Source organism: Streptomyces sp. NPDC003635 (genome assembly GCF_053587635.1).
Window position 1 is genome coordinate 1 of the sequence record NZ_JBSFOK010000051.1, and the last position, 25352, is coordinate 25352.

23 protein-coding genes and 1 pseudogene are annotated in these 25352 nt (G+C 72.1%); 15 read left to right on the plus strand and 9 right to left on the minus strand.

Translation table 11 applies throughout. The features are described 5' to 3' along the window. From ACWDRW_RS33535 to ACWDRW_RS33570, 8 genes are all read left to right on the plus strand, one after another. A partial coding sequence (locus ACWDRW_RS33535; RefSeq protein WP_451730110.1) for an alpha-glucosidase C-terminal domain-containing protein occupies window positions 1–534 on the plus strand: 534 nt, incomplete at its 5' end. Window positions 535–591: 57 nt separating this feature from the next. Beyond that, window positions 592–1959: a maltokinase N-terminal cap-like domain-containing protein gene (locus ACWDRW_RS33540; protein WP_451730113.1), complete on the plus strand. Its 1368-nt coding sequence runs from the start codon at window positions 592–594 to the stop codon at window positions 1957–1959. 4 nt (window positions 1960–1963) lie between these two features. Continuing rightward, window positions 1964–4177 (plus strand): 1,4-alpha-glucan branching protein GlgB, encoded by a 2214-nt coding sequence (gene glgB, locus ACWDRW_RS33545; RefSeq protein WP_451730116.1) that lies wholly within the window; start codon window positions 1964–1966, stop codon window positions 4175–4177. A gap of 105 nt (window positions 4178–4282) precedes the next feature. Continuing rightward, window positions 4283–5374 carry a glutamate--cysteine ligase 2 gene (locus tag ACWDRW_RS33550; RefSeq protein WP_451730119.1) on the plus strand — a complete coding sequence of 364 codons (1092 nt, stop codon included), beginning with the start codon at window positions 4283–4285 and terminating at the stop codon, window positions 5372–5374. A gap of 256 nt (window positions 5375–5630) precedes the next feature. Continuing rightward, complete coding sequence (locus ACWDRW_RS33555; protein WP_451730122.1) at window positions 5631–7541, plus strand: AMP-dependent synthetase/ligase; 1911 nt, start codon at window positions 5631–5633, stop codon at window positions 7539–7541. A gap of 46 nt (window positions 7542–7587) precedes the next feature. Further along, a complete protein-coding gene (locus ACWDRW_RS33560) occupies window positions 7588–8019 on the plus strand; it encodes an ATP-binding protein (protein ID WP_451730128.1) in 432 nt (143 codons plus the stop codon). Window positions 8020–8222: 203 nt separating this feature from the next. Continuing rightward, the gene (locus ACWDRW_RS33565) at window positions 8223–9587 is read left to right on the plus strand and encodes an NAD(P)/FAD-dependent oxidoreductase (RefSeq protein WP_451730130.1); all 1365 of its coding nucleotides are present in this window, start codon (window positions 8223–8225) and stop codon (window positions 9585–9587) included. 131 nt (window positions 9588–9718) lie between these two features. Then, entirely contained in the window at window positions 9719–11893 is a 2175-nt protein-coding gene (locus tag ACWDRW_RS33570) for an FUSC family protein (RefSeq protein WP_451730259.1), read from the plus strand. Here the strand turns inward: ACWDRW_RS33570 and ACWDRW_RS33575 are convergent, their stop codons facing one another. The 3 genes from ACWDRW_RS33575 to ACWDRW_RS33585 all read right to left on the minus strand — a co-directional run bounded on the left by ACWDRW_RS33575 (window position 11894) and on the right by ACWDRW_RS33585 (window position 13719). Further along, window positions 11894–12325 (minus strand): hypothetical protein, encoded by a 432-nt coding sequence (locus ACWDRW_RS33575; protein WP_451730133.1) that lies wholly within the window; start codon window positions 12323–12325, stop codon window positions 11894–11896. Window positions 12326–12353: 28 nt separating this feature from the next. Further along, window positions 12354–13193 carry a DUF1206 domain-containing protein gene (locus tag ACWDRW_RS33580; RefSeq protein WP_451730136.1) on the minus strand — a complete coding sequence of 280 codons (840 nt, stop codon included), beginning with the start codon at window positions 13191–13193 and terminating at the stop codon, window positions 12354–12356. 127 nt (window positions 13194–13320) lie between these two features. Then, the gene (locus tag ACWDRW_RS33585) at window positions 13321–13719 is read right to left on the minus strand and encodes an ATP-binding protein (protein WP_451730138.1); all 399 of its coding nucleotides are present in this window, start codon (window positions 13717–13719) and stop codon (window positions 13321–13323) included. Between the two features lie 150 nt (window positions 13720–13869). On the opposite strand from ACWDRW_RS33585, the gene ACWDRW_RS33590 reads away from it, so the two are divergent. The 3 genes from ACWDRW_RS33590 to ACWDRW_RS33600 all read left to right on the plus strand — a co-directional run bounded on the left by ACWDRW_RS33590 (window position 13870) and on the right by ACWDRW_RS33600 (window position 16340). After that, window positions 13870–14091, plus strand: a complete 222-nt coding sequence (locus tag ACWDRW_RS33590; protein ID WP_451730141.1) for a hypothetical protein — start codon at window positions 13870–13872, stop codon at window positions 14089–14091. A gap of 46 nt (window positions 14092–14137) precedes the next feature. Beyond that, a complete protein-coding gene (locus ACWDRW_RS33595; protein WP_451730144.1) occupies window positions 14138–15613 on the plus strand; it encodes an aminotransferase class I/II-fold pyridoxal phosphate-dependent enzyme in 1476 nt (491 codons plus the stop codon). A 268-nt stretch (window positions 15614–15881) separates the two neighbouring features. Next, window positions 15882–16340 (plus strand): cyclic nucleotide-binding domain-containing protein, encoded by a 459-nt coding sequence (locus tag ACWDRW_RS33600; RefSeq protein ID WP_451730147.1) that lies wholly within the window; start codon window positions 15882–15884, stop codon window positions 16338–16340. Between the two features lie 6 nt (window positions 16341–16346). Here ACWDRW_RS33600 and ACWDRW_RS33605 read toward each other — a convergent pair. Both ACWDRW_RS33605 and ACWDRW_RS33610 read right to left on the minus strand, forming a co-directional pair. Continuing rightward, window positions 16347–17593, minus strand: a pseudogene (locus ACWDRW_RS33605) (MFS transporter). Window positions 17594–17675: 82 nt separating this feature from the next. Continuing rightward, window positions 17676–18290, minus strand: coding sequence for a LysE/ArgO family amino acid transporter (locus tag ACWDRW_RS33610; RefSeq protein ID WP_451730150.1), 615 nt, complete (start codon window positions 18288–18290; stop codon window positions 17676–17678). A gap of 69 nt (window positions 18291–18359) precedes the next feature. Here ACWDRW_RS33610 and ACWDRW_RS33615 point away from each other — a divergent pair, with 69 nt between their 5' ends. After that, window positions 18360–19262: a LysR family transcriptional regulator ArgP gene (locus ACWDRW_RS33615; RefSeq protein ID WP_451730262.1), complete on the plus strand. Its 903-nt coding sequence runs from the start codon at window positions 18360–18362 to the stop codon at window positions 19260–19262. On the opposite strand, the gene ACWDRW_RS33620 is transcribed toward ACWDRW_RS33615, so the two are convergent. Then, window positions 19259–19966: a TetR/AcrR family transcriptional regulator gene (locus tag ACWDRW_RS33620; RefSeq protein WP_451730153.1), complete on the minus strand. Its 708-nt coding sequence runs from the start codon at window positions 19964–19966 to the stop codon at window positions 19259–19261. The genes ACWDRW_RS33615 and ACWDRW_RS33620 overlap by 4 nt on opposite strands. A 109-nt stretch (window positions 19967–20075) precedes the next feature. Between ACWDRW_RS33620 and ACWDRW_RS33625 the strand changes: the two genes are divergently transcribed. Beyond that, the gene (locus tag ACWDRW_RS33625; protein WP_451730155.1) at window positions 20076–21290 is read left to right on the plus strand and encodes a saccharopine dehydrogenase family protein; all 1215 of its coding nucleotides are present in this window, start codon (window positions 20076–20078) and stop codon (window positions 21288–21290) included. A 110-nt stretch (window positions 21291–21400) separates the two neighbouring features. Next, window positions 21401–21652: a WhiB family transcriptional regulator gene (locus tag ACWDRW_RS33630; protein ID WP_451730158.1), complete on the plus strand. Its 252-nt coding sequence runs from the start codon at window positions 21401–21403 to the stop codon at window positions 21650–21652. Here the strand turns inward: ACWDRW_RS33630 and ACWDRW_RS33635 are convergent. The 3 genes from ACWDRW_RS33635 to ACWDRW_RS33645 are packed head-to-tail and all read right to left on the minus strand — an operon-like array spanning window position 21617 to window position 24936. Next, window positions 21617–23485: a sensor histidine kinase gene (locus tag ACWDRW_RS33635; RefSeq protein ID WP_451730161.1), complete on the minus strand. Its 1869-nt coding sequence runs from the start codon at window positions 23483–23485 to the stop codon at window positions 21617–21619. The two genes, ACWDRW_RS33630 and ACWDRW_RS33635, sit on opposite strands and share 36 nt — an antisense overlap. Further along, a complete protein-coding gene (locus ACWDRW_RS33640; protein WP_451730164.1) occupies window positions 23482–24186 on the minus strand; it encodes a response regulator transcription factor in 705 nt (234 codons plus the stop codon). The genes ACWDRW_RS33635 and ACWDRW_RS33640 overlap by 4 nt, the downstream gene beginning before the upstream one ends. Window positions 24187–24213: 27 nt before the next feature. Beyond that, window positions 24214–24936: a L,D-transpeptidase family protein gene (locus tag ACWDRW_RS33645; protein ID WP_451730165.1), complete on the minus strand. Its 723-nt coding sequence runs from the start codon at window positions 24934–24936 to the stop codon at window positions 24214–24216. 60 nt (window positions 24937–24996) lie between these two features. On the opposite strand from ACWDRW_RS33645, the gene ACWDRW_RS33650 reads away from it, so the two are divergent. Next, window positions 24997–25344 carry a DUF488 domain-containing protein gene (locus tag ACWDRW_RS33650; RefSeq protein ID WP_451730168.1) on the plus strand — a complete coding sequence of 116 codons (348 nt, stop codon included), beginning with the start codon at window positions 24997–24999 and terminating at the stop codon, window positions 25342–25344. Window positions 25345–25352 lie beyond the last annotated feature (8 nt).

The following is a 25352-nucleotide window of genomic DNA, read 5'->3' on the forward strand; positions in this document are numbered from 1 at the left end:
GACGAGATCGGCATGGGCGACAACATCTGGCTCGGCGACCGGGACGCGGTCCGCACCCCGATGCAGTGGACACCGGACCGCAACGCGGGCTTCTCGACGGCCGACCCCGGCCGGCTGTTCCTGCCCACGATCATGGATCCGGTCTACGGGCACCAGGTGATCAACGTCGAGGCGGCGATGGCGTCGCCCTCCTCGCTGCTGCACTGGACACGCCGGATGATCGAGATCCGTAAGCAGAATCCCGCCTTCGGACTCGGTTCGTTCACCGAACTCCAGTCCTCCAACCCGGCGGTGCTGGCCTTTCTACGGGAGTACGAGGACGATCTCGTCCTGTGCGTGAACAATTTCTCCCGATTTGCCCAACCTACCGAGCTCGATCTGCGCGAGTTCGACGGGCGGCACCCGGTGGAGCTGTTCGGCGGGGTCCGCTTCCCCGCCATCGGCGAACTGCCGTACCTGCTCACCCTGGCGGGTCACGGCTTCTACTGGTTCCGGCTCTCCCGAGTCGCCTCCCGCATCGGCCGCCGACACTGAGCGTCTGCCCCTTGCGCGTGTGCCCTTGAGCGTGTGCCGACGAAAGGACGCGTCACCATGCCGAAGACCGCATCCCTCAGACCGAGCCCTCCGGCCGTCGCCGACATCATGGTCTCGCTCGGCGGTCTGCTGCGTCAGTGGCTGCCGCGGCAGCGGTGGTTCGCGGGCAAGGACCGGCCGGTCACCGACCTGGCCCTGTTGTCCATGACCGAGCTGTTCCCGGGCTGTCTGCATCTGCTGGTCCACGCCGGCCATGTCCCGGTGCCGGCCCCGGGTGGCACCACCGCGCCCCCGGCCGGCGACTGCTACCAGCTGCTGCTCGGCGTGCGGGAGCACCCCTCCCCGCGCCTGGGCCGCAGCCTCATCGGGCGGGCGGACGAGGGCCCGCTGGCGGGCCTGACGGTGTACGACGCCTTGCAGGACCTGCGGTCCGCGCAGATGCTCCTTGACCGGCTGCGGCACCCCGGCGCCGCCGGACCGCTGCGCTTCGAGTCCTGCTCGTCCGTGCCGGTGCCCGCGGGCCTGGCGCCCCGGCTGATGGACGCCGAGCAGTCCAACTCCTCGCTGGTGTACGGCGACGCCTTCGTGCTGAAGGTGTTCCGGCGCATCCAGCCGGGCGTCAACCCGGACCTGGAGGTCCCGGGCGCCCTGGCCCGCCAGGGCTGCCGCAGGGTGCCCGCGCCCGTGGCCTGGTTCCGCACGACCCAGCCCTGGGACGCGACCCTCGGCGTGCTCCAGCCGTTCCTGCGGGACGCCAGCGACGGCTGGACGCTGGCCCTGCAGGCCCTCGCCTCCGGTGACGACTTCACCGCGGAGGCCCGCCAGCTGGGCCGGGCCACGGCCGAGGTCCACCTGGCCCTCGCCGCGGCGTTCCCGTGCGACACCGTTCGCGAGAACGGCCGTACGGCGACGGCGATGACCGAGCGCCTGGACGCCGCCGCGCACTGCGTACCGGCGCTGCGGCCGTTCGTGCCCGGCCTGCGGACCGCCTTCGGGGCGCTCACCACCTGCGACGCCGGTCCGCCGGCCCAGCGCGTCCACGGCGATCTGCACCTCGGTCAGGTGTTGCGGGCCGGACGGGAGTGGTTCGTGATCGACTTCGAGGGTGAACCGTCCCGGCCCCTGGCCGAACGACGCAGCCCGCACTCCCCGGTCCGGGACATCGCCGGGATGCTGCGCTCCTTCGACTACGCGGCGCGGCAGCGCCGCCCCTGGCGCCCGGAGTGGGCCCGCCGCTGCCGGGAGGCCTTCTGCGCGGGGTACGCCTCCGCCGCCGGCTGGGATCCGCGCAAGAAACACGGCCTGTTGCGCGCGTACGAAACCGACCGGGCCGTGTACGAAGTGCTGTATGAAGCCAGACACCGTCCGGACTGGCTTCCCGTACCGATGGCGGCGATCGAACGTCTCGCCGTACGAGGAGGCTGACCCCATGGCCCTGCGCGACACCTCGCTGCCGGAGCCCTCAGGACCCGCCCGAAGCACGGCGGCGGCCCCGCCGCTGGACCCCACCGACCGCGGGCGCCTGCTGGCCGGCGCCCATCATGATCCGCACGCGCTCCTCGGCGCGCATGTGGTCCCGGGCGGGATCGTGTTCCGGACCTTGCGCCCGTTCGCCCGTGCGGTGAGCGTGGTGATCGACGGCAGGCGCAGACAGCTCACGTCCGAGGGCGACGGCCTCTTCGCCGGCGTGGTGCCGCGGCGGAAGAAGATCCCGGCCTACACCCTGCTCGTGTCGTACGAGGACGGGGAGCACGAGGTCGAGGACCCGTACCGCTTCCTCCCGGCCCTCGGTGAGCTGGATCTGCACCTGATCCGGGAAGGGCGGCACGAGCAGCTGTGGAAGGCGCTCGGCGCCGAGCCGATGACCCACCAGGGCGTCACCGGCACCCGCTTCACCGTGTGGGCGCCGAACGCCCAGGGCGTGCGGCTCGCCGCGGACTTCACCTTCTGGGACGGGACCGCCTTCCCGATGCGCTCCCTCGGCGCGTCGGGGGTGTGGGAGCTGTTCCTGCCCGGGGTCGGCGAGGGCACCAAGTACAAGTTCGAGATCCACTCCCGGCACGGCCACCGCTTCCTCAAGGCCGACCCGATGGCGCGGTACGCGGAGGTGCCCCCGGACACCGCGTCCGTGGTGCACTCCTCGCGCTACGAGTGGGGCGACGCGGAGTGGATGGCACACCGCGGGGACGTGCCCGTGCATGTGGCGCCGTTCTCGGTGTACGAGGTGCACCTGCCGTCCTGGCGGCCGGGGCTGACCTACCGCGAGCTGGCCGAGGTGCTCCCCGCGTACGTCAACGACCTCGGCTTCACCCATGTGGAGTTCATGCCGGTCGCCCACCACCCCTTCTCGGGTTCCTGGGGCTACCAGGTCACCGGCTTCTACGCCCCCATGGCCGGGCTCGGCACGCCCGACGACTTCAAGCACCTGATCGACGCGCTCCACCGGGCCGGCATCGGCGTGATCATGGACTGGGTGCCCGCCCACTTCCCCAAGGACGACTGGGCGCTGGCCCGCTTCGACGGGGAGCCGCTGTACGAGCCCGGGGACGACCGGCGGGCCGAGCATCCGGACTGGGGGACGTACGAGTTCGACTTCGGCCGGACCGAGGTGCGCAACTTCCTCGTCGCCAACGCCGTGTACTGGTGCGAGGAGTTCCACATCGACGGACTGCGCGTGGACGCGGTCGCCTCGATGCTCTACCTGGACTACTCACGCGACTCCGGCCAGTGGACGCCCAACGTGTTCGGCGGCCGGGAGGACCTGGACGCGGTGGAGTTCCTGCGCGAGATGAACGCCACCGTGTACCGGCGGGCGCCGGGCGTGGTGACGATCGCCGAGGAGTCCACCGCCTGGGAAGGGGTGACCCGGCCCACCGACAGCGGCGGGCTCGGTTTCGGCCTGAAGTGGAACATGGGCTGGATGCACGACTCCCTCGGCTACGTCAGCCACGAGCCGGTCCACCGCAAGTACCACCACAACGAGATGACCTTCTCGATGGTGTACGCCTACAGCGAGAACTACGTGCTGCCGATCTCCCACGACGAGGTCGTGCACGGCAAGCAGGCCCTGGTGTCCAAGATGCCGGGCGACTGGTGGCAGCGACGCGCCAACCACCGCGCCTACCTCGGCTTCATGTGGGCCCACCCCGGCAAGCAGCTCCTCTTCATGGGCCAGGAGTTCGCCCAGGGCGCCGAGTGGTCCGAGCCGCACGGGCCCGAGTGGTGGCTGCTGGACCCGGAGTACTGCGCGGAGGCGGACCACCGGGGTGTGCTGGAGCTGGTCAAGGAGCTGAACACGGCCTATCGGGCGACTCCGGCACTGTGGCAGCGGGACACCGACCCCGGCGGCTTCCAGTGGGCCCTCGGGGACGCGGCGGACGACAACGTCTTCGCCTTCCTCCGGTACGCCGCCGACGGCACCCCCCTGCTCGCGGTGTCGAACTTCTCCCCCGTGGTCCGCGAGGACTACCGCATCTGGGTGCCCGAGGGCGGCCTGGTCTGGGAGGAGACCCTGAACACGGACGCGGGCCGGTTCGGCGGCGGTGACGTCACCAATGGCGGTCCGATCAAGCCGGAGGAGGACGGCATCCGGATCACGCTGCCGCCGCTGGCGACGGTGTGGCTGACGCCGTACCCCTCCTGAGGCCCGGGTGGCGATGCGAGGTGTCCGAATGCCCTCGAACGGGCAGTCGGGGCGTACGACGAATCCTCGTCGTCCTCGCATCGGGCCGCAGAAGGGGTGCCTCAGGTGCGTACTGTCGGAGTGGAGGAAGAACTCCTCCTGGTCGATCCGGAGACGGGTGAACCACGGGCGGTGTCGGCCGAGATCATCGCCCGGGCCGCGCGGGACAGCGCGGACGGGAAGGACGTGTTCGAGAAAGAGCTGCACGATCAGATGCTCGAATACGCCAGCCAGCCCCACTCTCACATGGACGACCTTCACCGGGACATCGTCCGGTGCCGCAAGGAGGCGGCGCGGCGCGCCGGCGAGCTCGGCTGTGCCGTCGCCGCGCTGGCCACCTCCCCGCTGCCGGTCAGCCCTTCCGTGGGGGAGGCCCGGCGCTACCAGTGGATGGCGGAGCAGTACGGCATCGCCACCCGGGAGCAGCTGGTCCTCGGCTGCCATGTCCATGTGTCGGTGGACTCCGACGACGAGGGCGTCGCGGTGATCGACCGGATGCGGCCGTGGTTGTCGGTCCTGGGCGCGCTGAGCACCAATTCACCGTTCTGGCAGGGCAAGGACACGGGGTACAGCAGCTACCGCAGCCGGGTGTGGCAGCGCTGGCCGTCCGCCGGTCCGACCGAGCTCTTCGGGTCGGCGGAGCGGTACCACCAGGTCGTCGCGGACATGCTCGACACCGGGGTGATCCTCGACAAGGCGATGGTCTACTTCGAGGCCCGGCTGTGCCGGAACTATCCGACGGTGGAGATCCGGGTGGCGGACGTCTGTCTGCACGCGGACACCCCCGTCCTGCTCGCCACCCTGGCCCGCGCCCTGGTGGAGACCTCCGCGCGGGAGTGGCGGGCCGGGATCGAGCCGCCCGCGCACAGCGTGAGCGTGCTGCGGCTCGCCGCCTGGCAGGCGGCCCGTACCGGGCTCACGGAGGAGCTGCTGCACCCCGTGACCATGCGGCCCATGCCCGCCGCGGCGGTCGTGCGGGCCCTGCTGGACCACGTCGGCGACGCGCTGGCGGAGACCGACGACCTCGACCGCGCCCGCACCCTCGTCGCCGACCTCCTCGGCCGGGGCAACGGCGCCCGGGTGCAGCGCGAGCTGATGCGCCGCACCAGCGACCTGGGGGCCGTGGTGACGGAGTGCGTGCGGCGTACCCAGGAGTGAAGCGGCCCCCGCCCGCGCGAGGAGGGGCACGGGGGCGTCGGCCGTCCTCGTGATCGGCCGACGCCTCCTCCCGTGGTGGGTGAAGCGGCAGGCGCCTCGGTCGCCACTCGGTGCTCGGCCGTCACGGGCCGCAGCGATCGGGCCGTTCGACTTGTCGGTTTCCGGCACGGTTCGCTCGTACCTCGGCTAGATTCGAGCACCGCCGATAACCCTGCTCGTCGGTGGCGTCACACCGCGTACACCACAGGAGCTGCGCATGCGCGACTTCGCCCTGGCTCCCTCCGTCTCCGCGCCGCCGGTGGGCGGCCTCGCCGACAGCGTCTTCGAACGGGCCGCCCTCGAGCCCACCCTGCCGGTGCTCGCGCGCCGGGTCGCGGGCTCCGCGGAGTGGACGGAGATCACCGCGGTGGAACTGCGGGACACCGTGGTGGATCTGGCCAAGGGGCTGGTCGCCTCCGGGATCTCGCCGGGCCACCGGGTGGCCATCATGGCGCGCACCCGGTACGAGTGGACGGTCCTCAGCTTCGCCCTGTGGGCGGTGGGCGCCGAGGTCGTCCCCGTGTATCCGACGTCCTCGCGCGAGCAGGTGGAGTGGATCCTCCGGGACGCCGGGTGCGTGGGCGTGGTGGTCGAGGACGAGCAGTCGGTCATGACGGTCGGGTCCGTGTGCGCCTCGCTGCCGAGGCTGCGCCATGTGTGGCAGCTGGACGCGGGGGCGCTGGGCGAGCTGGTGGAACGGGGCGCGTTCGTGCCGCTGGCCACGGTGGACTCGCTGCGCCGGATCGTGTTGCCGGACTCCACCGCCGTGATCGCCTACACCTCCGGCTCCACCGGGCGCCCGCTCGGCTGCGCGCTGAGCCACCGGAGTCTGGCGAGCCCGTGCGACACCCTGCTGGCGGGCTGGGGGCACACGGTGGTCCCGCCGGGGGGCCAGGCCTCGGTACTCGCCTTCCTGCCGTTCTCCCATGTGTACGGGCTCATGGTCCAGGGGCTCTGTGTGCGCGGCGGGATGCTGATGGGGCACGAGTCCGACCCGAGCGGGGACGGTCTGGCGGCGTCGCTGCGCTCGTTCCGGCCGACGTACCTCTGTGCCGTCCCGTCGGTCTTCGAGAAGATCTACAAGAACTTCCTGCGCTCCGCCCGGGAGAGCGGCCGCGGGGCGCTCTTCGAACGGGCGGCCGACACGGCCCGGGACTTCGCCCTGGCCGCGGAGCGGCACCGGCTCGGCGAGGGACCCGGGCCCGGCTTCGATCTGCGGCTCCAGCACGCCCTGTACGAACGCACGGTGTACCGCGGGCTGCGGGCCGCGCTCGGCGGCCGGGTCCGCCGGGCGACCTCGGGCGGCTCGCCGCTGAACCGGGAGATATCCCTGTTCTACGAGGGCATCGGCATCTACCTCAACGACGGCTACGGGCTGACCGAGACCGCCGGCGGGGTCACCGCGCAGCCGCCGGGCCGGGAGCGGTCGGGGACGGTCGGCAAGGTGCTGCCGGGCATGGACGTCCGGGTGGCGGACGACGGGGAGATCCTGGTGCGCGGTCCCTCGGTGTTCCAGGGCTACGTCAACGACGAGGCCGCGACCCGGGCCGCGCTGCGCGGCGGCTGGCTGGCCACCGGGGACCTCGGGGTCCTCGACTCCGACGGCTATCTGGCGATCACCGGCCGGAAGAAGGACGTCATCATCACCAGCAGTGGCAAGAGCGTCGCCCCGGCCGCCCTGGAACAGCGGCTGCGCATGCACCCGCTGATCCACCAGGCGGTGGTCGTCGGCGACGACCGGCCCTGTGTCGGAGCGCTGCTCACCCTGGACCCGGACTTCCTGGCGTACTGGCGCGGCACGCTGGAGCCGCGCCCCGACCCGCGCGCCCGGGACGCCCGGGACGCCCGCGAGGAGAACGCGCTGCGAGAGGAGATCACCCGGGCCGTGGCGGCGGCCAACAGCGCGGTGTCACGGTCGGAGTCGATCCGGGTGTTCCGGGTGCTGCCCGAGCCGTTCGACCTGGCCAACGGTCTGCTGACACCGTCGATGAAGCTGCGCCGGGACGTCATCGTGCGGCACTACGCGCTGGAGATCGACGCGATGTACCAGGCACGGGCACGGACCCGCCAGCAGTCGGTGCCGGATGACTCGGGGGTGTGGGACGACTCCGACAACGTCTTCAGGTGAGGGCGCGTAGATCGCGGTGAGCGGGGAAGCCGGACACCGCAGTTGTTTGGGGGGAGAGACGGACGACGACACCTTGGCGGCACAGGAGATTACGCACCGCCTCGTCCGCTTCGCGGGCGAACACGCGGACGTGACCAGGGCGCGTTTGGCGGCGGAGGAGTTCCTCCGCGACCTCGCGCGGGTAGCCCCACCTACGGAGCCCGACCACTGTGACGACATCCTGCTGGTGGTCACGGAGCTGGCCCAGAACACCGTGGAGTACGCCCCGGGCCCCTTCGAGCTGCGGCTGAGCCGGGCATTCGACGGGGTGCACGTCATCATGCGCGACACCAGTACCGAGCCACCGGTGCCGCGCTCCTTCGACGTCCGCCAGGGCGGCCGCGGAATCGGCTGGTATCTGGTGCGGAGCCTGAGCCATCAGGTCGGGGTCATCACCCATGAGCGGGGCAAGGACGTCCATGCCTTCCTGCCCTGGTGAGCCCGCGGCAGTTCTCGGAGAACCCCGTGTGCCCGTGGCCGCCTTCGGGCACTGTGGCTCGAAAACGTCGTTCATCTGCCTGCCGCACCCGACTGGCGCGGCCGCCGCGAGCGCGGTGGGATCGATGTGGTGGGAAGCAGCGATCCAGGGCAGGCGTACGACGTCGTAACAGACCGCCTGGAGCCGCAGAAGGGAAGAACACCGTGACACGACCCAGGATCCTGGTGGTTGGCGCAGGTTTCGCCGGAGTGGGGTGCGTCCGCCGTCTGGAGCGCAGGCTCGCCGCCGACGAGGCCGACGTCACCCTGGTGACGCCGTTCGCCTACCAGCTCTATCTGCCCCTGCTCCCCCAGGTCGCCTCCGGCGTGCTGACGCCCCAGTCGATCGCGCTGTCCCTGCGGCGCAGCCGCAGGTACCGCACCCGGATCATCCCGGGCGGCGCCATCGGCGTGGACCTCGCCTCGAAGGTCTGCGTCATCCGCACGATCACCGACGAGATCGTCAACGAGCCGTACGACTACATCGTGCTGGCTCCCGGGAGCATCACCCGCACCTTCGACATCCCGGGTCTGACCGACCACGCCTTCGGCATGAAGACCCTCGCCGAGGCCGCCTACATCCGTGACCACGTCATCTCGCAGCTCGACCTCGCCGACGCCAGCCACGATCCGGCCGAGCGTGCCGCCCGGCTGCAGTTCGTGGTGGTCGGCGGCGGCTACGCGGGCACCGAGACCGCCGCCTGTCTGCAGCAGCTGACGCACAACGCCGTCAAGCGCTACCCGCGGCTGGACCCGGCGCTGATCAAGTGGCATCTGATCGACATCGCGCCGAAGCTCATGCCGGAGCTGGGCGAGAAGCTGGGCCGGGACGCCCAGGAGATACTGCGGCGGCGCGGGGTGGAGATCTCCCTCGGGGTCTCCATCGCGAAGGCCGGGCCGGAGGAGGTCACGTTCACCGACGGCCGGGTGGTTCCCACCCGCACCCTGATCTGGACCGCCGGGGTGGTCGCCAGCCCGCTCATCGGCACGCTCGGCGAGAAGACGGTACGCGGTCGGCTCGAGGTGCGGTCCGACATGAGCCTGCCCGGTCACGATGGCGTGTTCGCGCTGGGGGACGCGGCGGCCGTGCCGGACCTGGCCAAGAAGGAGGAGGACGCGGTCTGCCCGCCCACCGCCCAGCACGCGATGCGCCAGGGCAAGGTGGCCGCGGACAATGTCATCGCCACGCTGCGCAATCAGCCGCTGCGTCCCTACGAGCACAAGGACCTCGGCCTCGTCGTCGATCTCGGCGGCAAGGACGCGGTCTCCAAGCCGCTCGGCGTCGAACTGCGCGGTCTGCCGGCCCAGGTCGTGGCCCGCGGCTACCACTGGTCGGCGCTGCGCACCAATGTCGCCAAGACCCGGGTGCTGACGAACTGGGTGCTCAACGCGATCGCCGGCGACGACTTCGTGCGCACCGGCTTCCAGGCTCGCAAGCCCGCCAAGCTCAAGGACTTCGAGTACACGGACGCCTATCTGACGCCGGAGCAACTGCGCGAGCACGTGACAGGGACGGGGGCCGAGGAGTAGACAGCGCGGACAGGGGGCGAACCAGGCGAGGGCAGACCGGGACGGGACCGATCGGGAACGGACCGGCCAAGAGGAGGCGAACCGTTTCCTCCGGAAGTACGCCAGGAGCGTGGGCGCGGCTTCGGGACCGGATCGCGGCCTCCGATCCCGGGCTGCTGCGGCTCGCCGCGGGCCTGCGGACGGTGGGCTCCATCGCGCTCACGCTGGTCCTCCTCGCCCTGTTCGGGGCCGATGTGCCCCATCTGGTCGCCGGAGCCATGGCGGCGATGGTCTCCACCTTCGCCGTACGGGAGAAGCAGCGCGGTCCCCAGGCCGTCACCCTCGCCCTCGGTCTTCCGGTGGCGCTCGCCTCCGTCACGCTGGCCGCACTGCTCCACTCCCACGTCGTCGCGGGCGACCTGTTCTTCGTCGCGCTGATCTTCGGCGCCGTGTACGGGCGACGGTTCGGCGACCGTGGGACCGCGCTCGGCCTGATGGCGTTCCAGCTGTACTTCGTGTCCCTGTTCGTCGGCACCACCGTCTCGGACCTGCCCGAGTTGTACGCCGCTGTGGGCACGGCCTTCGCCTGCAGTGCCGTGGTGCGGTTCGCGCTCGTGCCAGAGACTCCGGCAGGGACCCTGACCCGGTTGCGGGAGGCCTTCCGGGCCCGCCTCGCGCAACTGGTGTCGGCCCAGCTCGCGCTGCTGGACGCCGGGCCCGAGGAGGCGGACCGGGCGCTGGACGACGTACGTGAGGGCGTCGCGCGGCTGCACGAGACGGCGCTGATGATCCAGGGCCGCCTCGAGGAGGGCACCGCCGACGAGGGCACGGCCCGGCTGGTGCAGCGGCGGGTGGCGGACGCGGAGATCGCCGCCGAGCGGCTCGGCCTGCTCCTGCTGACCGCGCGCAGCGCCGAGCGCACGGACACCCTGACCCTGCATCTGCCCGGGGCGCCCGTCCCGTCCGCCGGGCGGCTGCCGGTGCGGGACGCCGCGCAGACCCTGCGCCGGGATCTGCGGGCGCTGCGCCTGCTCGTCCAGCACCCGGGCGGCACCGGCTTGGCCCAGGTCCGCAACCGGCTGCTGTCCTACCGCGACGAGGAGAACCTGCCCGACGTCTCCCCGGCCGCGCAGGACGTCTTTCGCGGCATCGGCGAGGCCGCGCGGGCGGTCCTGGGACTGCGCCTGGCGCTGGAGGGGCCGCAGGACGAGTCGGACGACACCCCGTCCACGACGCGCTCCCGGGAGGAGCTGGACGCCGAGGACGCCGCCATCGACGCCGCCGAGGAGACCGAACAGGAGGAGCTGACGGGGCTGCGGCGGCCCACCACCCGGGCCGCGGTGCAGGTCGCCGTGGGCTCCTCGCTGGCCATGGTGGGCGGGGAGCTGCTCTCCAGCCACCGCTGGTACTGGGCCGTGCTGACCTGCTGGATCGTCTTCCTGAACACGTCCTCGACGGGCGAGATCCTGGTCAAGGGCTACCGCAGGCTCCTCGGCACGCTGTTCGGCGTCGTGGCCGGAATCGTGCTGGCGGGCCTGGTCGGGCAGCACACCGTGACCGCCTTCGGGCTCGTGCTGGTGTTCGTGTTCCTGATGTTCTACACCGCGCCCCTGTCGTACACGCTGATGTCGTTCTTCGTGACGGCCGCGCTGGGGCTGCTCTACACGCTGCTGCACACCTACAGCTTCTCGGTCCTGGTGCTGCGGGTGGAGGAGACCGCGCTCGGAGCGGCCTGCGGGATCGTCGCGGCGGCGCTGGTGCTGCCCGTCGCCACCGACCGGCGGACGAACGACCTGCTCGGCACGGTTCTGGACCGGCTCGGGGAGGTCACCGAAAGCGCCGTGGACCAGCTCAGCGGCGGGCCGCCGGTGGAACTGCTCGACCAGGCGCGCGAGCTGGATCAGGCGCTGGCCGACCTCCGGGCCGCCACCCAGCCGCTGACCCACCCGGTCACCCCGCTGCGCGCCCGGCGCGACACCGCCCGCTATGTGGTGGCGCTGCTGGAGACGGCGGCCTATCACGCGCGTTCGCTGGCGGCGACCGCCGAGCTGCTGCCCACGCATCCCTCGATCGCGGCGGATCCCCGCCTGCGCGGCGCCGGGCGGCGCATCGCCCACAACATCGAGGCGATCGCCGCCCATGTCGCCGACGAGCGGGCCACGGACCGGGTCGAGACCGGCCCGAGCATCGCCTCGCTCCTGGAACCCCAGGCGCCCGGCGCCACCCGGTACGGCCGGGTGACCGACCGGGTGCTGCGCCACCTCCAGCGGCTGGACGAGTCGGTGATGGGCCTGGCCCGGCCGCTGGGCGTACCGACCGGAGGCTAGTCAGAAATCGGTGGGCAGACCGCTGGCCTCGGCGATGCCGCGCAGCTCCTCGTCGTCGTGGCGGCGGCCCCGGATGTAGGACGCGATCTCGTCCAGCCGGTCGGGGTCCGAGGCCGTGGCCGCGTCCGTGACCACCCGGATGGAGCCGGTGTCGCCCAGGTCGATCTCGACGACCTCGTTGTCGAGGCGTCCGGTGACGGCGGTGGCGATGACCAGAGCGGCCTCGTCGCGCACCTCCTGGGGCAGTTCGTCGTCGCCGTCACCGTCCAGGGCCAGTTCGGCGGGCGGGAACCGCCGCTCGTCGATCGCTTGGAGGACCGGCTCGACCACGTCGAGCAGGCGGAGGAAATTCTCGGTGTCCATCCGCGAACGCAGCAGGCCGAGGTAGATGTCCACGGGCCGGCCGTCGGGCGGAAGCTCGTAGTCGTTCATCACTGCCGCGTTCCCCGTACGAGCCGTCTCAGACGCGTCGCCTGCGTGCGAGGACGAAAGAGAAGATTCCGAACAGCACCAGACCGAACGCGACCACCACCAGCAGCCAGGGGCCGAGCGCGGTGTCGGCGAAGGTGCGCAGCGTGTCGTCAAGGCCTTTGGCCCGGTCCGGTTCGTAGTCGACGGCGGCCTGTACGGCGAACGCGCCCAGGGTGGTGAACACCACGCCGCGCGCCACACCGCCGCCCACGCCCGTCACGTCCGCCAGCCGTCGCTCGGTGCGGGACATCTCGCCGAGCTTGAGCTTGTCGTGGTAGCTCCGGCGGATCGCCTGGACGCCGATCCAGACGCCCGCGATGACGATCCCCACACCGCCGGCGGCGACGAGCCACTGTCCGGCGGGCAGCTCCAGCGCGGTGGCGGTGATGTCGCGGGACTCCTTGTCGCCGGACTTGCCGCCCTCCTGTCCGCCGCTCGCGGCGAAGCGCAGCACGGAGAACGCGACGAAGCTGTAGAAGAGGCACCTCACCAGCGCGAGGCCGCGCTTGTGCGGCTTGCGGCCGTCCTTGCCCACGGAACCGAAGATCGCCTCGGAGAGCCGCCACAGGGCCATTCCGACCAGGCCGATGCCCAGAGCCCACAGCAACACGGACCCGAGCGGCTTGTCGGAGACCTCGGTCAGGGCGCCCTGGCGGTCGGCCTGCTGCTGTCGGTCGCCGAAGGCGATCTGCAGGGCGAGGGCACCGACCAACAGGTAGATCACGCCCCGCGCGGCCAGGCCCGCCCGGGCGGCGCCCTCGGTCACCGACGCGGTCGCCTTGCTCTCGGCCGGGGTACGACCGGCCCTGGTCACGGCACTCAGATTCATCTCGACCTCCCGGAGTCCGGATGCCCAGCTTCGGGCGGCACTCACCTGGGAGGTTCGGGGCCGCGCCTTTCGGTTACGCGGCGGTCGTGTCGGCGCACCGGGGCGACCGGCTCACCGAGGCGCGTGGTCAGACGAGCGGCACCACGGCGCTCACGCGCTTGCCCCCCGCGGGCAGCACCGCCACCTGCACATCGCGGGCGAGACGGCACACGATCGACCAGCCGCGGCCCCCGATGCGGCGGTGGGCGCGCAGACCGGCGTCCATGAGCACCGGCATGCGTTCGCTGCGGTCGCTCACCGAGACGCGCACGCCGGGTTCGACGAGGTCGACGCGGAAGTCGGTGACGCCTCCGCCGTGCAGGATGGCGTTGGTGGTCAGCTCCGAGGCGACCAGCAGGGCGTCCAGGACCGCGGTACGGTCGCACCGCGCGCCGGTGGCGCTGCAGTGTTCGGCGACCGCGTGTTCCACGGCCCGGCGCGCCTCCGCCGGCTCGCGCACGCTGTGAGTGGTTTGCTCCCCGCGCATCTTATGACTCCGTGAATCGACTGACTCCGAGAATCGACGTGAATCGATGTGAATCCCCTCCTCTTCGGCTCGCCGATGTCCGGCCGGTCAAACCTCCCGGCGCCCGGGCCGGCCGGGGGGATCCGGCCGAATCGGGGGTACGCGGATGTCATGACCGATGTCGTGCACTCAGACGAACTGCTTCGGCGTATCCAGCGCGCCCGGACCTGTGCGCGGCAGGAGGAGCGGAGCTGGCGCGACCGCAGCGTCGGCCTGCGGTCGAGTGACCCGGCCGGCGCCGACGAGGCCGCCGTACGGACGCTCGCCTACGAGGCCGTGGGGGCGGTGCTGGACGAGATCCTCACCCCGGGCACGCATCACGACGAGCCCTGAACCGGATGCCCCGATTCGTTCGCGCTCTGCCGGGAACCCGCCCCACATGAAAGCCGATCACGAGCGAGCGCCGGTTCTGGAGGCCCTGGCCGAGTACCACCGCGTGCGGAGGACGGCGTTCTCGCCGCCCGGCCACAAACAGGCCCGTGGCGCGGATCCCGCCGTACGGGAGCTGCTCGGTGACGCCGTCTTCCTCGGGGACGTGCTGGCGTCGGGCGGCCTCGACGACCGGCTCACCCGGAACCAGGTGCTCCAGCGCGCCGAGGCGCTGATGGCCGACGCGGTCCACGCCGACCACACCTTCTTCACCACGTGCGGCAGCTCCCTGTCCGTCAAGGCGGCGATGCTGTCGGTCGCCGGCCCGCACGAGAAGCTGCTGATCGGGCGGGACGCCCACAAGTCGGTCGTGTCCGGACTGATCATCGCCGGGATCGAGCCGGTGTGGGTGGACCCGCACTGGGACGGCGAACGGCATCTGGCGCATCCCCCGGCCGCGGCGGACTTCGAACGGGCCTTCGCCGAGCATCCGGACGCCAAGGGCGCCCTGGTCACCAGTCCCACGCCGTACGGCACCTGCGCCGATCTGCGGACGCTCGCGGACGTGTGCCACAGCCGGTCCCGGCCGTTGATCGTGGACGAGGCCTGGGGTGCGCATCTGCCCTTCCACCCCGATCTGCCGTCGTGGGCGATGGACGCGGGAGCCGACATCTGTGTCACGAGCGTGCACAAGATGGGCAGCGGCCTGGAGCAGGGGTCGGTCTTCCACCTCCAGGGCGACCTCGTGCCGCCGCAGCTGCTGAAGATGCGCTCGGACCTCCTGGGCAGCACCAGCCCGTCGGTGCTGATCTATGCCGGTCTGGACGGCTGGCGCCGGCAGATGGCGCTGCACGGCAAGGAGCTGATGGGCGGGGCGCTGGGCCGCGCGGCCCGGGTGCGGGACTCCATCGAGCTGCTGGAGGGGATGCACGTCAACGACCGGGACGACCTCTGCGGCGCCGGGCTCGCCCACGATCTCGATCCGCTGATCCTCACCGTCGACGTGGACGGCCTCGGCATCACCGGATACCGGGCCGCGGACTGGCTGCGGCAGTACCGCGCGATCGACGTCCATCTCTCCGACCACCGGCGGCTCGGTCTGCAGCTCACCCACGCGGACGACGACGAGACGACGGGCGAACTGCTGGCGGCGCTCGAGGACCTGGCGGGCGCCGCGCCCCAACTCCGGCCGGTCCCCGGGGTGGAGGTGCCGTCACCTTCCGAACTGCGGCTGGAGCAGACCTGCCTGCCCCGGGACGCCTTCTTCGGGCCGGCCGAGGACGTGCCGGCGGACGAGGCGGCCGGACGGGTCGCCGCCGAGATGATCACGCCGTATCCGCCGGGCATCCCGGTCGTCCTGCCGGGCGAGCGGCTGACCGAGCCGGTGCTGCGGTATCTGCTCAGCGGGCGGGACGCGGGCATGAACCTGCCGGATCCGAGCGATCCGCATCTGGAGACGATCAGGGTCATGAAGGAAACGAAGTGAAACGGGTCACGTGACCCGGTCCCGGTTTCTCACAGCCGTCATGAATGGTTTACGGTTCATCCATACGTGGTCGCGGGGTTGACGTCGTCCGTCCCCCGTACCCCGCATACGGCCCTGGCTGGCTTCCCCCGTCCAGCCAGGGCTTTTTCATGCCCTCGGAATTCTCCACCGGTTCTGTAGTCCGCCGAGGTGCCCTACGCGTCGGCAGCGGCTGAAATGGGCGTAGGGAAAGCCCCGGAACCCCGACGCCGGCGAGGAGCCCCGTGTCATGACGAAAGCGACGAAACTGCTGACCGCCCTTCCGCCGCCGCAGCGCCAGCGGCTCATGGCCCTCGCCAAGGAGGTCTCCTTTCCCGAGGACGCCCGCATCTTCGAGGCCGGGGGCACCGCGGACCGCTTCTGGGTCATCCGCTCCGGGGCCGTCTCGCTCGACCAGCGGGTGACCTCCCTGCAACGCGTCACCGTCGCCAGCCTCGGGGCCGGGGATCTGCTCGGCTGGTCCTGGCTGTTCCCGCCGTACCAGTGGGACTTCGGCGCGGAGGCGTTCAGCCCGGTGCGCGCCTACGAGTTCGACGCGGCGGCCGTACGGGCGCTGTGCGACGAGGACCAGCAGCTCGGCCTGATCCTGATCCGCCAGGTCGCCGAGATCCTCGCGCACCGGCTGGAGGTCACCCGGGGCAAGCTGATGGAGCAGTACGGGATGCGCCGGGGCAGCAGCGCTTTGTAGCCGGGATCAGACGCGGTAGCGGCGCAGCGCCGGGACGGCGAGGGCCAGGCCCAGCATCGTGACGACGACCAGCAGGCCGCCGCCCGCCACCGCCTGGCGCGCGCCGAAGGCGGAACCCGCGGTGCCGTGCAGGACATCGGCGAGCCGGGGTCCGCCCGCGACGACCACGGTGAACACGCCCTGCATCCTCCCGCGCATCTCGTCGGTCGCGGCGGACAGCAGGATCGCCCCGCGGAAGACCATCGACACCATGTCGGCGACCCCGGCGACGACCAGGAACGCCACCGCGAGCCACAGGCTCCGGCTCAGCCCGAAGCCCGTGACGGCGGCGCCCCAGGCGACGACCGCCCCGATCACCATCAGGCCGTGCCGCCGCGCACGGGAGAAGGTGCCGGAGAACAGGCCGCCGAGCACCGCGCCGACGGGGATCGCGGCGAACAGCACACCGAGCGCGAGGCCCTCGCCGTAGGAGGCGTAGGTCTCGGCGGCGAGTTGGGGGAACAGGGCCCGGGGCATGCCGAGGACCATGGCGATCACATCGGCGAGGAAGGACAGCAACAGCACCTTGTGCAGGGCGATGTAGCGAAAGCCCGCGCCGATCTCCCGCACCCCGGCGCGCCGGACCGCCGAGCCGGCCAGGGGCGGCAGCGGGGGCAGCCGGTGGACCGCCCACACCGTCACGCACAGGGCCAGCGCGTCGAGCAGATACAGCTCGGCCAGACCGATCGCCGGGATCAGGGCACCGGCCAGCAGCGGCCCGGCGACCAGTCCGGTCTGCATGACGGTCGAACCGAGGGCGCCCGCCGCGGCCAGCTCGTCCGCCGGGACCAGGCGGGCGATGGAGGCGGTGCGGGCGGGGGCGTTGAGGCCGAAGAAGGCCTGCTGGGCGGCGAGCAGGAGCATCAGGGCGGCCACCGACTCCAGGCCCGTGACGGCCTGGAGCCAGAACAGCACCGCGGTGACGGCGATCCCGCAGTTGGTGATCAGCAGCAGCTTGCGGCGGTCCATGGTGTCGGCGACCGCGGGAGCAGTCCGGCGAGGCTCGCGTAGCCGACCCAGGCCGAGGAGCCGGTGATGTCGTAGATCTGCTTGGGCACGGCGACCGCCGTGAGCTGGCTGCCGACCGCCGTGACGATCGTCGAGGACCGCAGCCTGCGGTAGGCCGGGCGGCGCAGCGGGCGGGTGTCCATGGCCCAGCGGCGCCAGCCGCTTCGGGCCTCCTGGGCGGGCGGCTGCTGTTCGGTGGTGTCCACGGACTTCCTGGTTGCTCGTTACATCTTTTTCGGACCAGGGTTCACTATGGCACCGCCCGGCGGAAGTTCGGGGCGCGGGATCTCAGGCGCCGAGAAGGAGCGACGTCCCGAGGGCGAGCATCGTGGCGGCGACCAGACCGTCCACCACCCGCCAGGCCGTGGGCCGGGACAGGAACGGGCTGAGCAGCCGCGCGCCGAAGCCGAGGGCCGCGAACCAGCACAGGCTGGCGAGGACGGCGCCCAGCCCGAAGGTCCAGCGCAGCTCGCCCCGGTCGGCGGCGAGGGAGCCCAGCAGGAAGACGGTGTCGAGGTAGACGTGCGGGTTGAGCCAGGTCATCGCCAGACAGGTCATCACCGCCCGCCGCCGGGACCCGGTGGCCTCCCCGTCCGCCCGCAGCGCGCCGGCGGGCCGCAGGACGCGCCGGGCGGCGAGCACGCCGTAGCCGATCAGGAAGGCTCCGCCGATCCAGCCGATCGCGGTCAGCGCCCCCGGCCACGCCACCACCACCGCTCCCACTCCGCCCACGCCGAGGGCGATCAGGGCGGCGTCGGACAGGGCGCAGATGCCGACGACGGCGAGGACCGCGTCGCGGCGGATCCCCTCGCGCAGGACGAAGGCGTTCTGGGCGCCGATGGCGACGATGAGCGAGAGACCGGTACCGAATCCGGCGGCGGCCGTGGCGAGTGCGGTGGACATGTCCTCGACGCTAGGGAGGTCCGGACCCTGTGTACAGCTAAGGATTCTTACGTAGCATTAGCTCTCGTGATGGTGACGGAGCTGCCGCTGGACCATGTACGTACGCTGCTCGCCGTGGTGGACGAGGGGACCTTCGACGCCGCGGCGGCCGAGCTGCATGTGACGCCGTCAGCGGTCAGCCAGCGGGTGAAGGCGCTCGAACAGCGCACGGGGCGCGTGCTGTTGGTCCGGACGAAACCGGTGCGCCCCACCGAGTCGGGCGCCGTCGTGGTGCGGTTCGCGCGGCAGCTCGCCCGGCTCGAGCGGGACGCGCGGGCGGAACTCGGCATGGGCGGCGCCGAGGAGGAACCGACCCGGGTGTCGGTCGCGGTGAACGCCGACTCGCTGGCGACCTGGTTCCTGGACGCGCTCACCCGGGTGTCGTCCGCGCCACGGCTCTGCTTCGAACTGCGCCGCGAGGACGAGGCGCATACGGCGGCCCTGCTCCGGGAGGGTCAGGTGATGGCGGCGGTGACCTCCGCCGCCGAGCCCGTCGCGGGGTGCTCCGTCCGGCCGCTGGGGAAGATGCGCTACCTCGCCGCGGCGAGCCCCGGCTTCGCCGACCGCCATCTCCACGGACCGCTGCGCGAGGCGCTGCCGGGCGCGCCGGTGGTGACCTTCGACCGCAGCGACGACCATCAGGACGCGTTCGTGCGACGGCTGCGGCGCGGCCGGGGCGGCGCGAGTGCCGTCCGGCACCGGATCCCCACCTCCGAGGGCTTCGTGGCGTCGATCGCGGCCGGCCTCGGCTGGGGCATGGTGCCGGAGATCCAGGCCGGGGACCTGTTCGACACCGGGCGCCTGGTCTCCCTCGCGCCGGAGCGCGCGCTGGACGTCCCGCTGTACTGGCAGCAGTGGAGGCTGGACTCGCCGGCCCTGGCGACGGTGGCGGAGGCGGTGGCGCAGACGGCGGCGGAGGTGCTCAGGCCCTAGGCCTGGCCTGCCTTGAGCCGGGCCTCGGCGCTGTCCAGCAGCATCTCCAGGGCCGTCGGATAGGCGCTGGTCACCATGCGTGTCGCGAGCAGGGGCGCGGCCTCCGCGATTCTGGGGTGGGTGCTGCGGGGCAGACGGGCGTACGTCGAGCGCCACATCGCCTCGTCGGCGCGCTGGGAGGCGCTCGGCAGGGTCAGCGAGGCGGCGTCCAGGGCGGCGAAGGCCAGCGTCTGGTCGATGAAGGCGTGGTAGATCCGGACGGTCTCCGGCAACGGGAAGCCCGCGGCGCGCAGCACGTCCAGCACGGCCTCGTCGGCGGCGAGTTCGTTCGCCCGGCCGGTGACCCGGTTGGTGGTCAGCAGGGCGGCCTGGGGGTGGGCGACGTAGGCCGCGTGGATCCGCAGTCCGACCGCCGTCAGGTCGGTCCGCCACTCCCCCGTCGCCCGCCAGCCCCGCAACGCCTGCCCGATGAGCGCGTCGCCGATCGCGAGGGTCAGGTCGTCCATGCCACGGAAGTACCGGTACAGCGTGCTCGGGTCGGCGTCCAGGGCCAGACCGAGGCGGCGGGCGGTGAGCCCGGCGCTGCCGTGTTCGCGCAGCAACCGCAGCGCGGTCTCGACGATCAGCGCCTCGGACAGCACGGTGCCGCTCTTGGTCGGACGGCGTCGGCGCCGCTTCTCCTCGGGGACCACTGGTTTCGGCACGCGCGCCTCCCACTCTTATGCCAACACCATTGACCTTACGTGAGCGGCGGGCGTTGTATCTCCGCCAGGGCCCCGCTTTCTCCGTAACCTCCAGCAGGGAGTTCTCGTCATGCGTGTACTGCTCGTGGGCGCCGGTGGTGTGGGCACCGCCGTCACCCGGATCGCCGCCCGGCGCCCGTTCTTCGAGGCCATGGTGGTCGCCGACTACGACCCCGCGCGCGCCGAGGCGGCCGTGGAGTTCCTCGCCGACTCCAGGTTCCGCGCCGAGCGCGTCGACGCCTCCGACGAGGCCGCGGTCACCGCGCTGCTGCGCCGGCACTCCTGCGACGTCCTCCTCAACGCCACCGACCCGCGCTTCGTGATGCCGCTGTTCCGGGCGGCGCGCGCGGCCGGCGCCACCTATGTGGACATGGCGATGTCCCTGTCGCGTCCGCATCCCGAGCGCCCGTACGCCGAGTGCGGGATCAAGCTCGGTGACGAGCAGTTCGCGCAGGCCGACGAGTGGGCGAAGGACGGCGCGCTGGCACTCGTGGGCATGGGCGTGGAGCCGGGCCTCTCGGACGTCTTCGCCCGGCACGCGGCCGATGAACTCTTCGACGAGATCGAGGAGATCGGCATCCGCGACGGCGCGAACCTCACCGTCGACGGCTATGACTTCGCCCCCTCGTTCAGCATCTGGACCACGATCGAGGAGTGCCTCAACCCGCCGGTCGTCTACGAGGCCGGCCGGGGCTGGTTCACCACCGAGCCGTTCAGCGAGCCCGAGGTGTTCGACTTCCCCGAGGGCATCGGCCCGGTGGAGTGCGTGAACGTGGAGCACGAGGAGGTGCTGCTGGTCCCCCGCTGGGTCGACGCCCGCCGGGTGACCTTCAAGTACGGGCTGGGCGAGGAGTTCATCGGCACGCTGAAGACCCTGCACCTGCTGGGCCTGGACGCGACCCGGCCGGTGACCGTGTCGGGCCCCGGCGGACCGGTCGAGGTCTCGCCCCGGGACGTCGTCGCCGCCTGTCTGCCCGATCCGGCGACGCTGGGCGAGCGGATGCGCGGCAAGACGTGCGCGGGCACGTGGGTGCGGGGTGTGAAGGACGGGGCGGCGCGGGAGGTGTACCTGTACCACGTCGTCGACAACGAGTGGTCGATGGCCGAGTACGGCTGCCAGGCCGTGGTGTGGCAGACGGCCGTCAATCCCGTCGTCGCCCTCGAACTCCTCGCCGGTGGCGCCTGGTCGGGCTCCGGAGTGCTCGGCCCGGAGGCCTTCCCCGCCCGCCCCTTCCTGGATCTGCTGACCGAATACGGCTCCCCGTGGGGCCTGCGCGAGCAGTGATCGCACAGCGAACCAGGATTCCGTGGTTTCACTCCCGTATCGACAGGTGACCCGAAAGCGACTAAAAGCTTCCGAAGGGGCACGTACGAATGGGGACGCAGGTGACTGCGATGGACGACTGGCGCGACCATGCCGCATGCCGCGAGGAGGACCCGGACCTCTTCTTCCCGATCGGCACCTCCGGTCCGGCGCTCTTGCAGACGCTGCAGGCCAAGGCGGTCTGCGAACGCTGCCCGGTACGGGAGCGGTGTCTGCGCTGGGCCCTGGACACCGAACAGGCGGTCGGCGTGTGGGGCGGCACGAGCGAGGGCGAACGGCAGGCCCTGCTACGGCGGACCGCGGCGCGGCGACGGAGCGGCTGAACCCGGTCCGGCGTCGCCGGGCGCCTCGCCCCCCGGCAGCCTCAGGGTGAACACCGAGCCCTTGCCCTCCTCGCTCGTCGCCTCCGCCGTACCGCCGTGGGCGGCCAGCAGGTGGCGGACGATGGGCAGGCCGAGGCCGCTGCCTCCGGTACGGCGGCTGCGGGACTTCTCCGCCCGCCAGAACCGGTCGAAGACGTGCGGGAGTTCGTCCGCGGCGAGGCCCGTGCCGGTGTCGGTGACGGTCAGGACGACGTCCTCGCCGTCCTGACGCGCCGCCAGGGTGACGGTGCCGCCCCTCGGAGTGTGCCGCAGGGCGTTGGAGACGAGGTTGCCGAGCGCCTGCCGCATCCGGACCGGGTCGGCGTCCAGCCAGGGCGTGCCCTCGGCCATGGTGCGCAGGGTGACGCCCGCCGCGTCGGCGGCCACGCGGTGGGCGGCGGCGACCTGGTCGAGCAGTTCGTCGGCGCGGACCGGTTCCCGGCGTAGACGCAGCGTGCCGGCGTCGGCGGCGGCGAGGTCCTGGAGATCGTCGATGACGCGCTGGAGGACGAGTGCCTCCTCGTGCAGGGAGGCGAGCAGGGCGGGGTCGGGTTCGACGAGGCCGTCGCGGGTGACCTCCAGCCAGCCGCGGATGTTGGTGAGCGGGCTGCGCAGTTCGTGGGCGATGTCGCTGACCATCGCCTTGCGCTGGGCCTCCAACCGGGCCCGGCGCTCGGTGAGTTCGTTGAAGGCCGCGGCGAGGATGCCGGTCTCGTCGCGGGTGGTCACGGGGACCCGCACGTGCTGGTCCGGTGGCTGCTGGGCGGCCGCGGTCAGCGCCCGCAGGGGCCGGACGAGCCGGGTCGCCACGGCGGCGGTCACGGCCACCGTCACAGCGAGCACCAGGCCCGCGGCCGCCACGACCTTGGTCCAGTTGGCCGTGGACAGGTCGAAGCGCACGGTGGGCCGGTCCCCCACGCCCAGGAACAGGTCGGCGGCCGGGGCCACATAGGGGTCGAGCTGGGCCCGGCGGGCCTGGTCGACACAGTCCCGTGCCTGGCGCTGGGCCTGCCGTTGCGGCTGCGACGTGAGTTTGCCCATCACGTACCGGGTGTCCATCTTCCGGTCGGTGACGTCGACGGTGACGAACAGCGGCTCGTGGAAGTCCAGTCCCCGCCCGTGCAGACAGCCGCGGGCGCGGGCGGTCAGCTCGGCCAGCGCCTTCTCCTCGGTGGCGGTGGGGGTGTTGAGCCGTCCGTCGGCGCACTCCAGGGGCACGTAGTCGACGGCGCTGCCGTCCTGGTCGGTGAGGACCGGGCGGCCGCTCGGGGTGCGCGCCACGGTCACGACGACTCCGTTGCGCTCGTAGCACTCGCGCCGTTCCTCGGCGAGCGCGTCCAGGGCGGCGCGTTCGGCGGCGGGCAGCCGGTAGGGGCCGACCACGCGCGGGTCGACCCCACCGCGCTGGGCGCCGCGGTCGGTGTGGGTGTCGGTGCTCAGCGGGTCGACGGTGGCGGCTGCCCGCGGGGGCAGCGGGGTACCGGACGGGGCGGAGTCGGCGATGACCCTGCGGTCGGCGGTGGTGAGGGCGATGCGCCGACCGATCCGGTCGGACAGCTCGCGCAGCTCTGCCGCCACGTCCTTCCAGTCGGTGTGCGTCGCCGCGTAGCCGCTGAGCCGGGTCAGGACGTCCATGTCGTCGGCGAGGACCTGGCCCTGTTCCTCACGCAGGGCGCGGGTGGTGGTCTCCACCGCCAGCCAGGCCGTGGCCGCCACCGAGCACACGGCGATCAGCACCGACGCGATGAGCAGCCGGACGAGCAGCCGCTTGCGCAGCGGTATCCCGGACCTCATCCCCGGCCGCCGCTGAGCTTGTAACCCACCCCGAACACCGTCAGCAGCCGCGCCGGGCGCGGCGGGTCGGCCTCGATCTTCCGGCGCAGGTTCATGATGTGGACGTCCACGGCCCGTTCGGTGGAGGCCCGGTCGGTGCCCCGGGTGCACTCCAGCAGCTGCCGCCGGGAGAACACCCGCTCCGGCTCGGCGGTCATGGCGAGCAGGATCTGGAACTCGGCCGGTGTGCACTCCACCGGCCGTCCGTCGCAGCGCACCTCGTGGCGGGCCGGGTCGACGGCGATGCCGGCGGCCCGTACGACGGGATCGTCCCGCTTGTCCGCCGACCGCCCGCTGCGCCGCAGCACGGTACGGATACGGGCCATCAGCTCGCGCGGGCTGTAGGGCTTGGTCATGTAGTCGTCGGCACCGAGCTCCAGGCCCAGCAGGACGTCGTCCTCGGCGGAGCGGGCGGTGAGCATCAGCACCGGGATGTCGGGGTTGTCGGGGTTCCGGCGCAGTACCCGGCACACCCCGAAGCCGTCGATCACCGGCAGCATCAGGTCCAGGACGACCAGGTCGGGTCGGAGCCGGCGGGCGGCGTCCAGGGCGGCGGGGCCGTCGTGGACCACGGTGGCGGTGTGGCCTTCCGCCAGCAGGGAGCGTCGTATCAGTTCGGCCTGCATCTCGTCGTCCTCGGCGACCAGCACATGTGCGCACACGCGGCGGATCCTAGGCGTCGGCGGGTCTCAGCGGGTGAGGGAGGTCCGGTCGCCCATGACGACGACGGGATTCTTGGCGGGGTCCAGGGCGAGGAGAAGGGCTTTCATGTGCTCGCGGTCGAGACTGACGCAGCCGTGGGTGGGGCCGTCGTGGTCCACGTGCAGCCATATGCCGCCGCCCCGGTCCGCGCCGAGCGGGCGGGTCCAGTCCAGGGGTGAGGTACCGGGCTTGCGGTTGTAGTCGATGGCGATGACGTAGTCGAAGGAGCCCGCGAGGGGTTCGCCCTCGAAGCCGGTGCCGGTGGCGGTGAATCCGGTGGAGCGGTCGTACGGCAGTTTCGTGCCGGGGTCGCCGAGCAGGCCGCCCGCGTCGGTGAGGGTGAACACGCCGATGGGGCTGCGCAGGTCACCGAGCCGGTGGTGGTCGGTCCAGCCGCGCCGCGCGTTGTGCGCGTCCCACGTGGCCCCGGCCTCCCACCCCGCGTCGGTGCGTTCGTACAGCACGGCCGTGGACCGCGAGGAGTTCTTGCCGCGTCCGGTCACCACGACCGCCTGACGGGTGTCGGAGGGCACCTCGGCCCAGGTGGCGGGCCCGAGTCCGGGCAGTTGCTGCGGGGCGAGGTCGAGGGAGATCTCGGGCTGCGGCGCGCCGGCCGTGGGGGCGGGGGCGGTGGGTGCCACGGCAGTGCCGCAGCCGGTGAGCAGGAGGGACGCGGCCAGCAGTACGGCGCGACGGTTCGGCGTGATCATGCGTCGACCTTGACGGACACTTGTGAGGAACCCGTCAGCCCCGTGTGGAAAGGCCCGACCGTGAGCTTGCGCATCCGCCGTGTCTACGAGCCGCCCGAGCCGGAGGACGGTGTACGTGTACTGGTCGACCGGCTCTGGCCGCGCGGACTGTCAAAGGACGCCGCCCGCGTCGACGAGTGGCCCAAGGCGATCACCCCGTCGACCGAGCTGCGCCGTTGGTACCACGCGGGCGAGGGTTCGTACGAGGAGTTCGCCGCCCGCTACGAGGCGGAGCTGACCGGCGCCGAGTCGGTGGAACTCCTCGACCGTGTGAGGGAATTGGCGGGCAAGGGTCAGGTGACCCTGCTGACGGCCGCGAAGACTCCGGAAGAGAGCCACGCGGCCGTCCTGGCCCGGCTGCTGGGCTGATGCAGCCA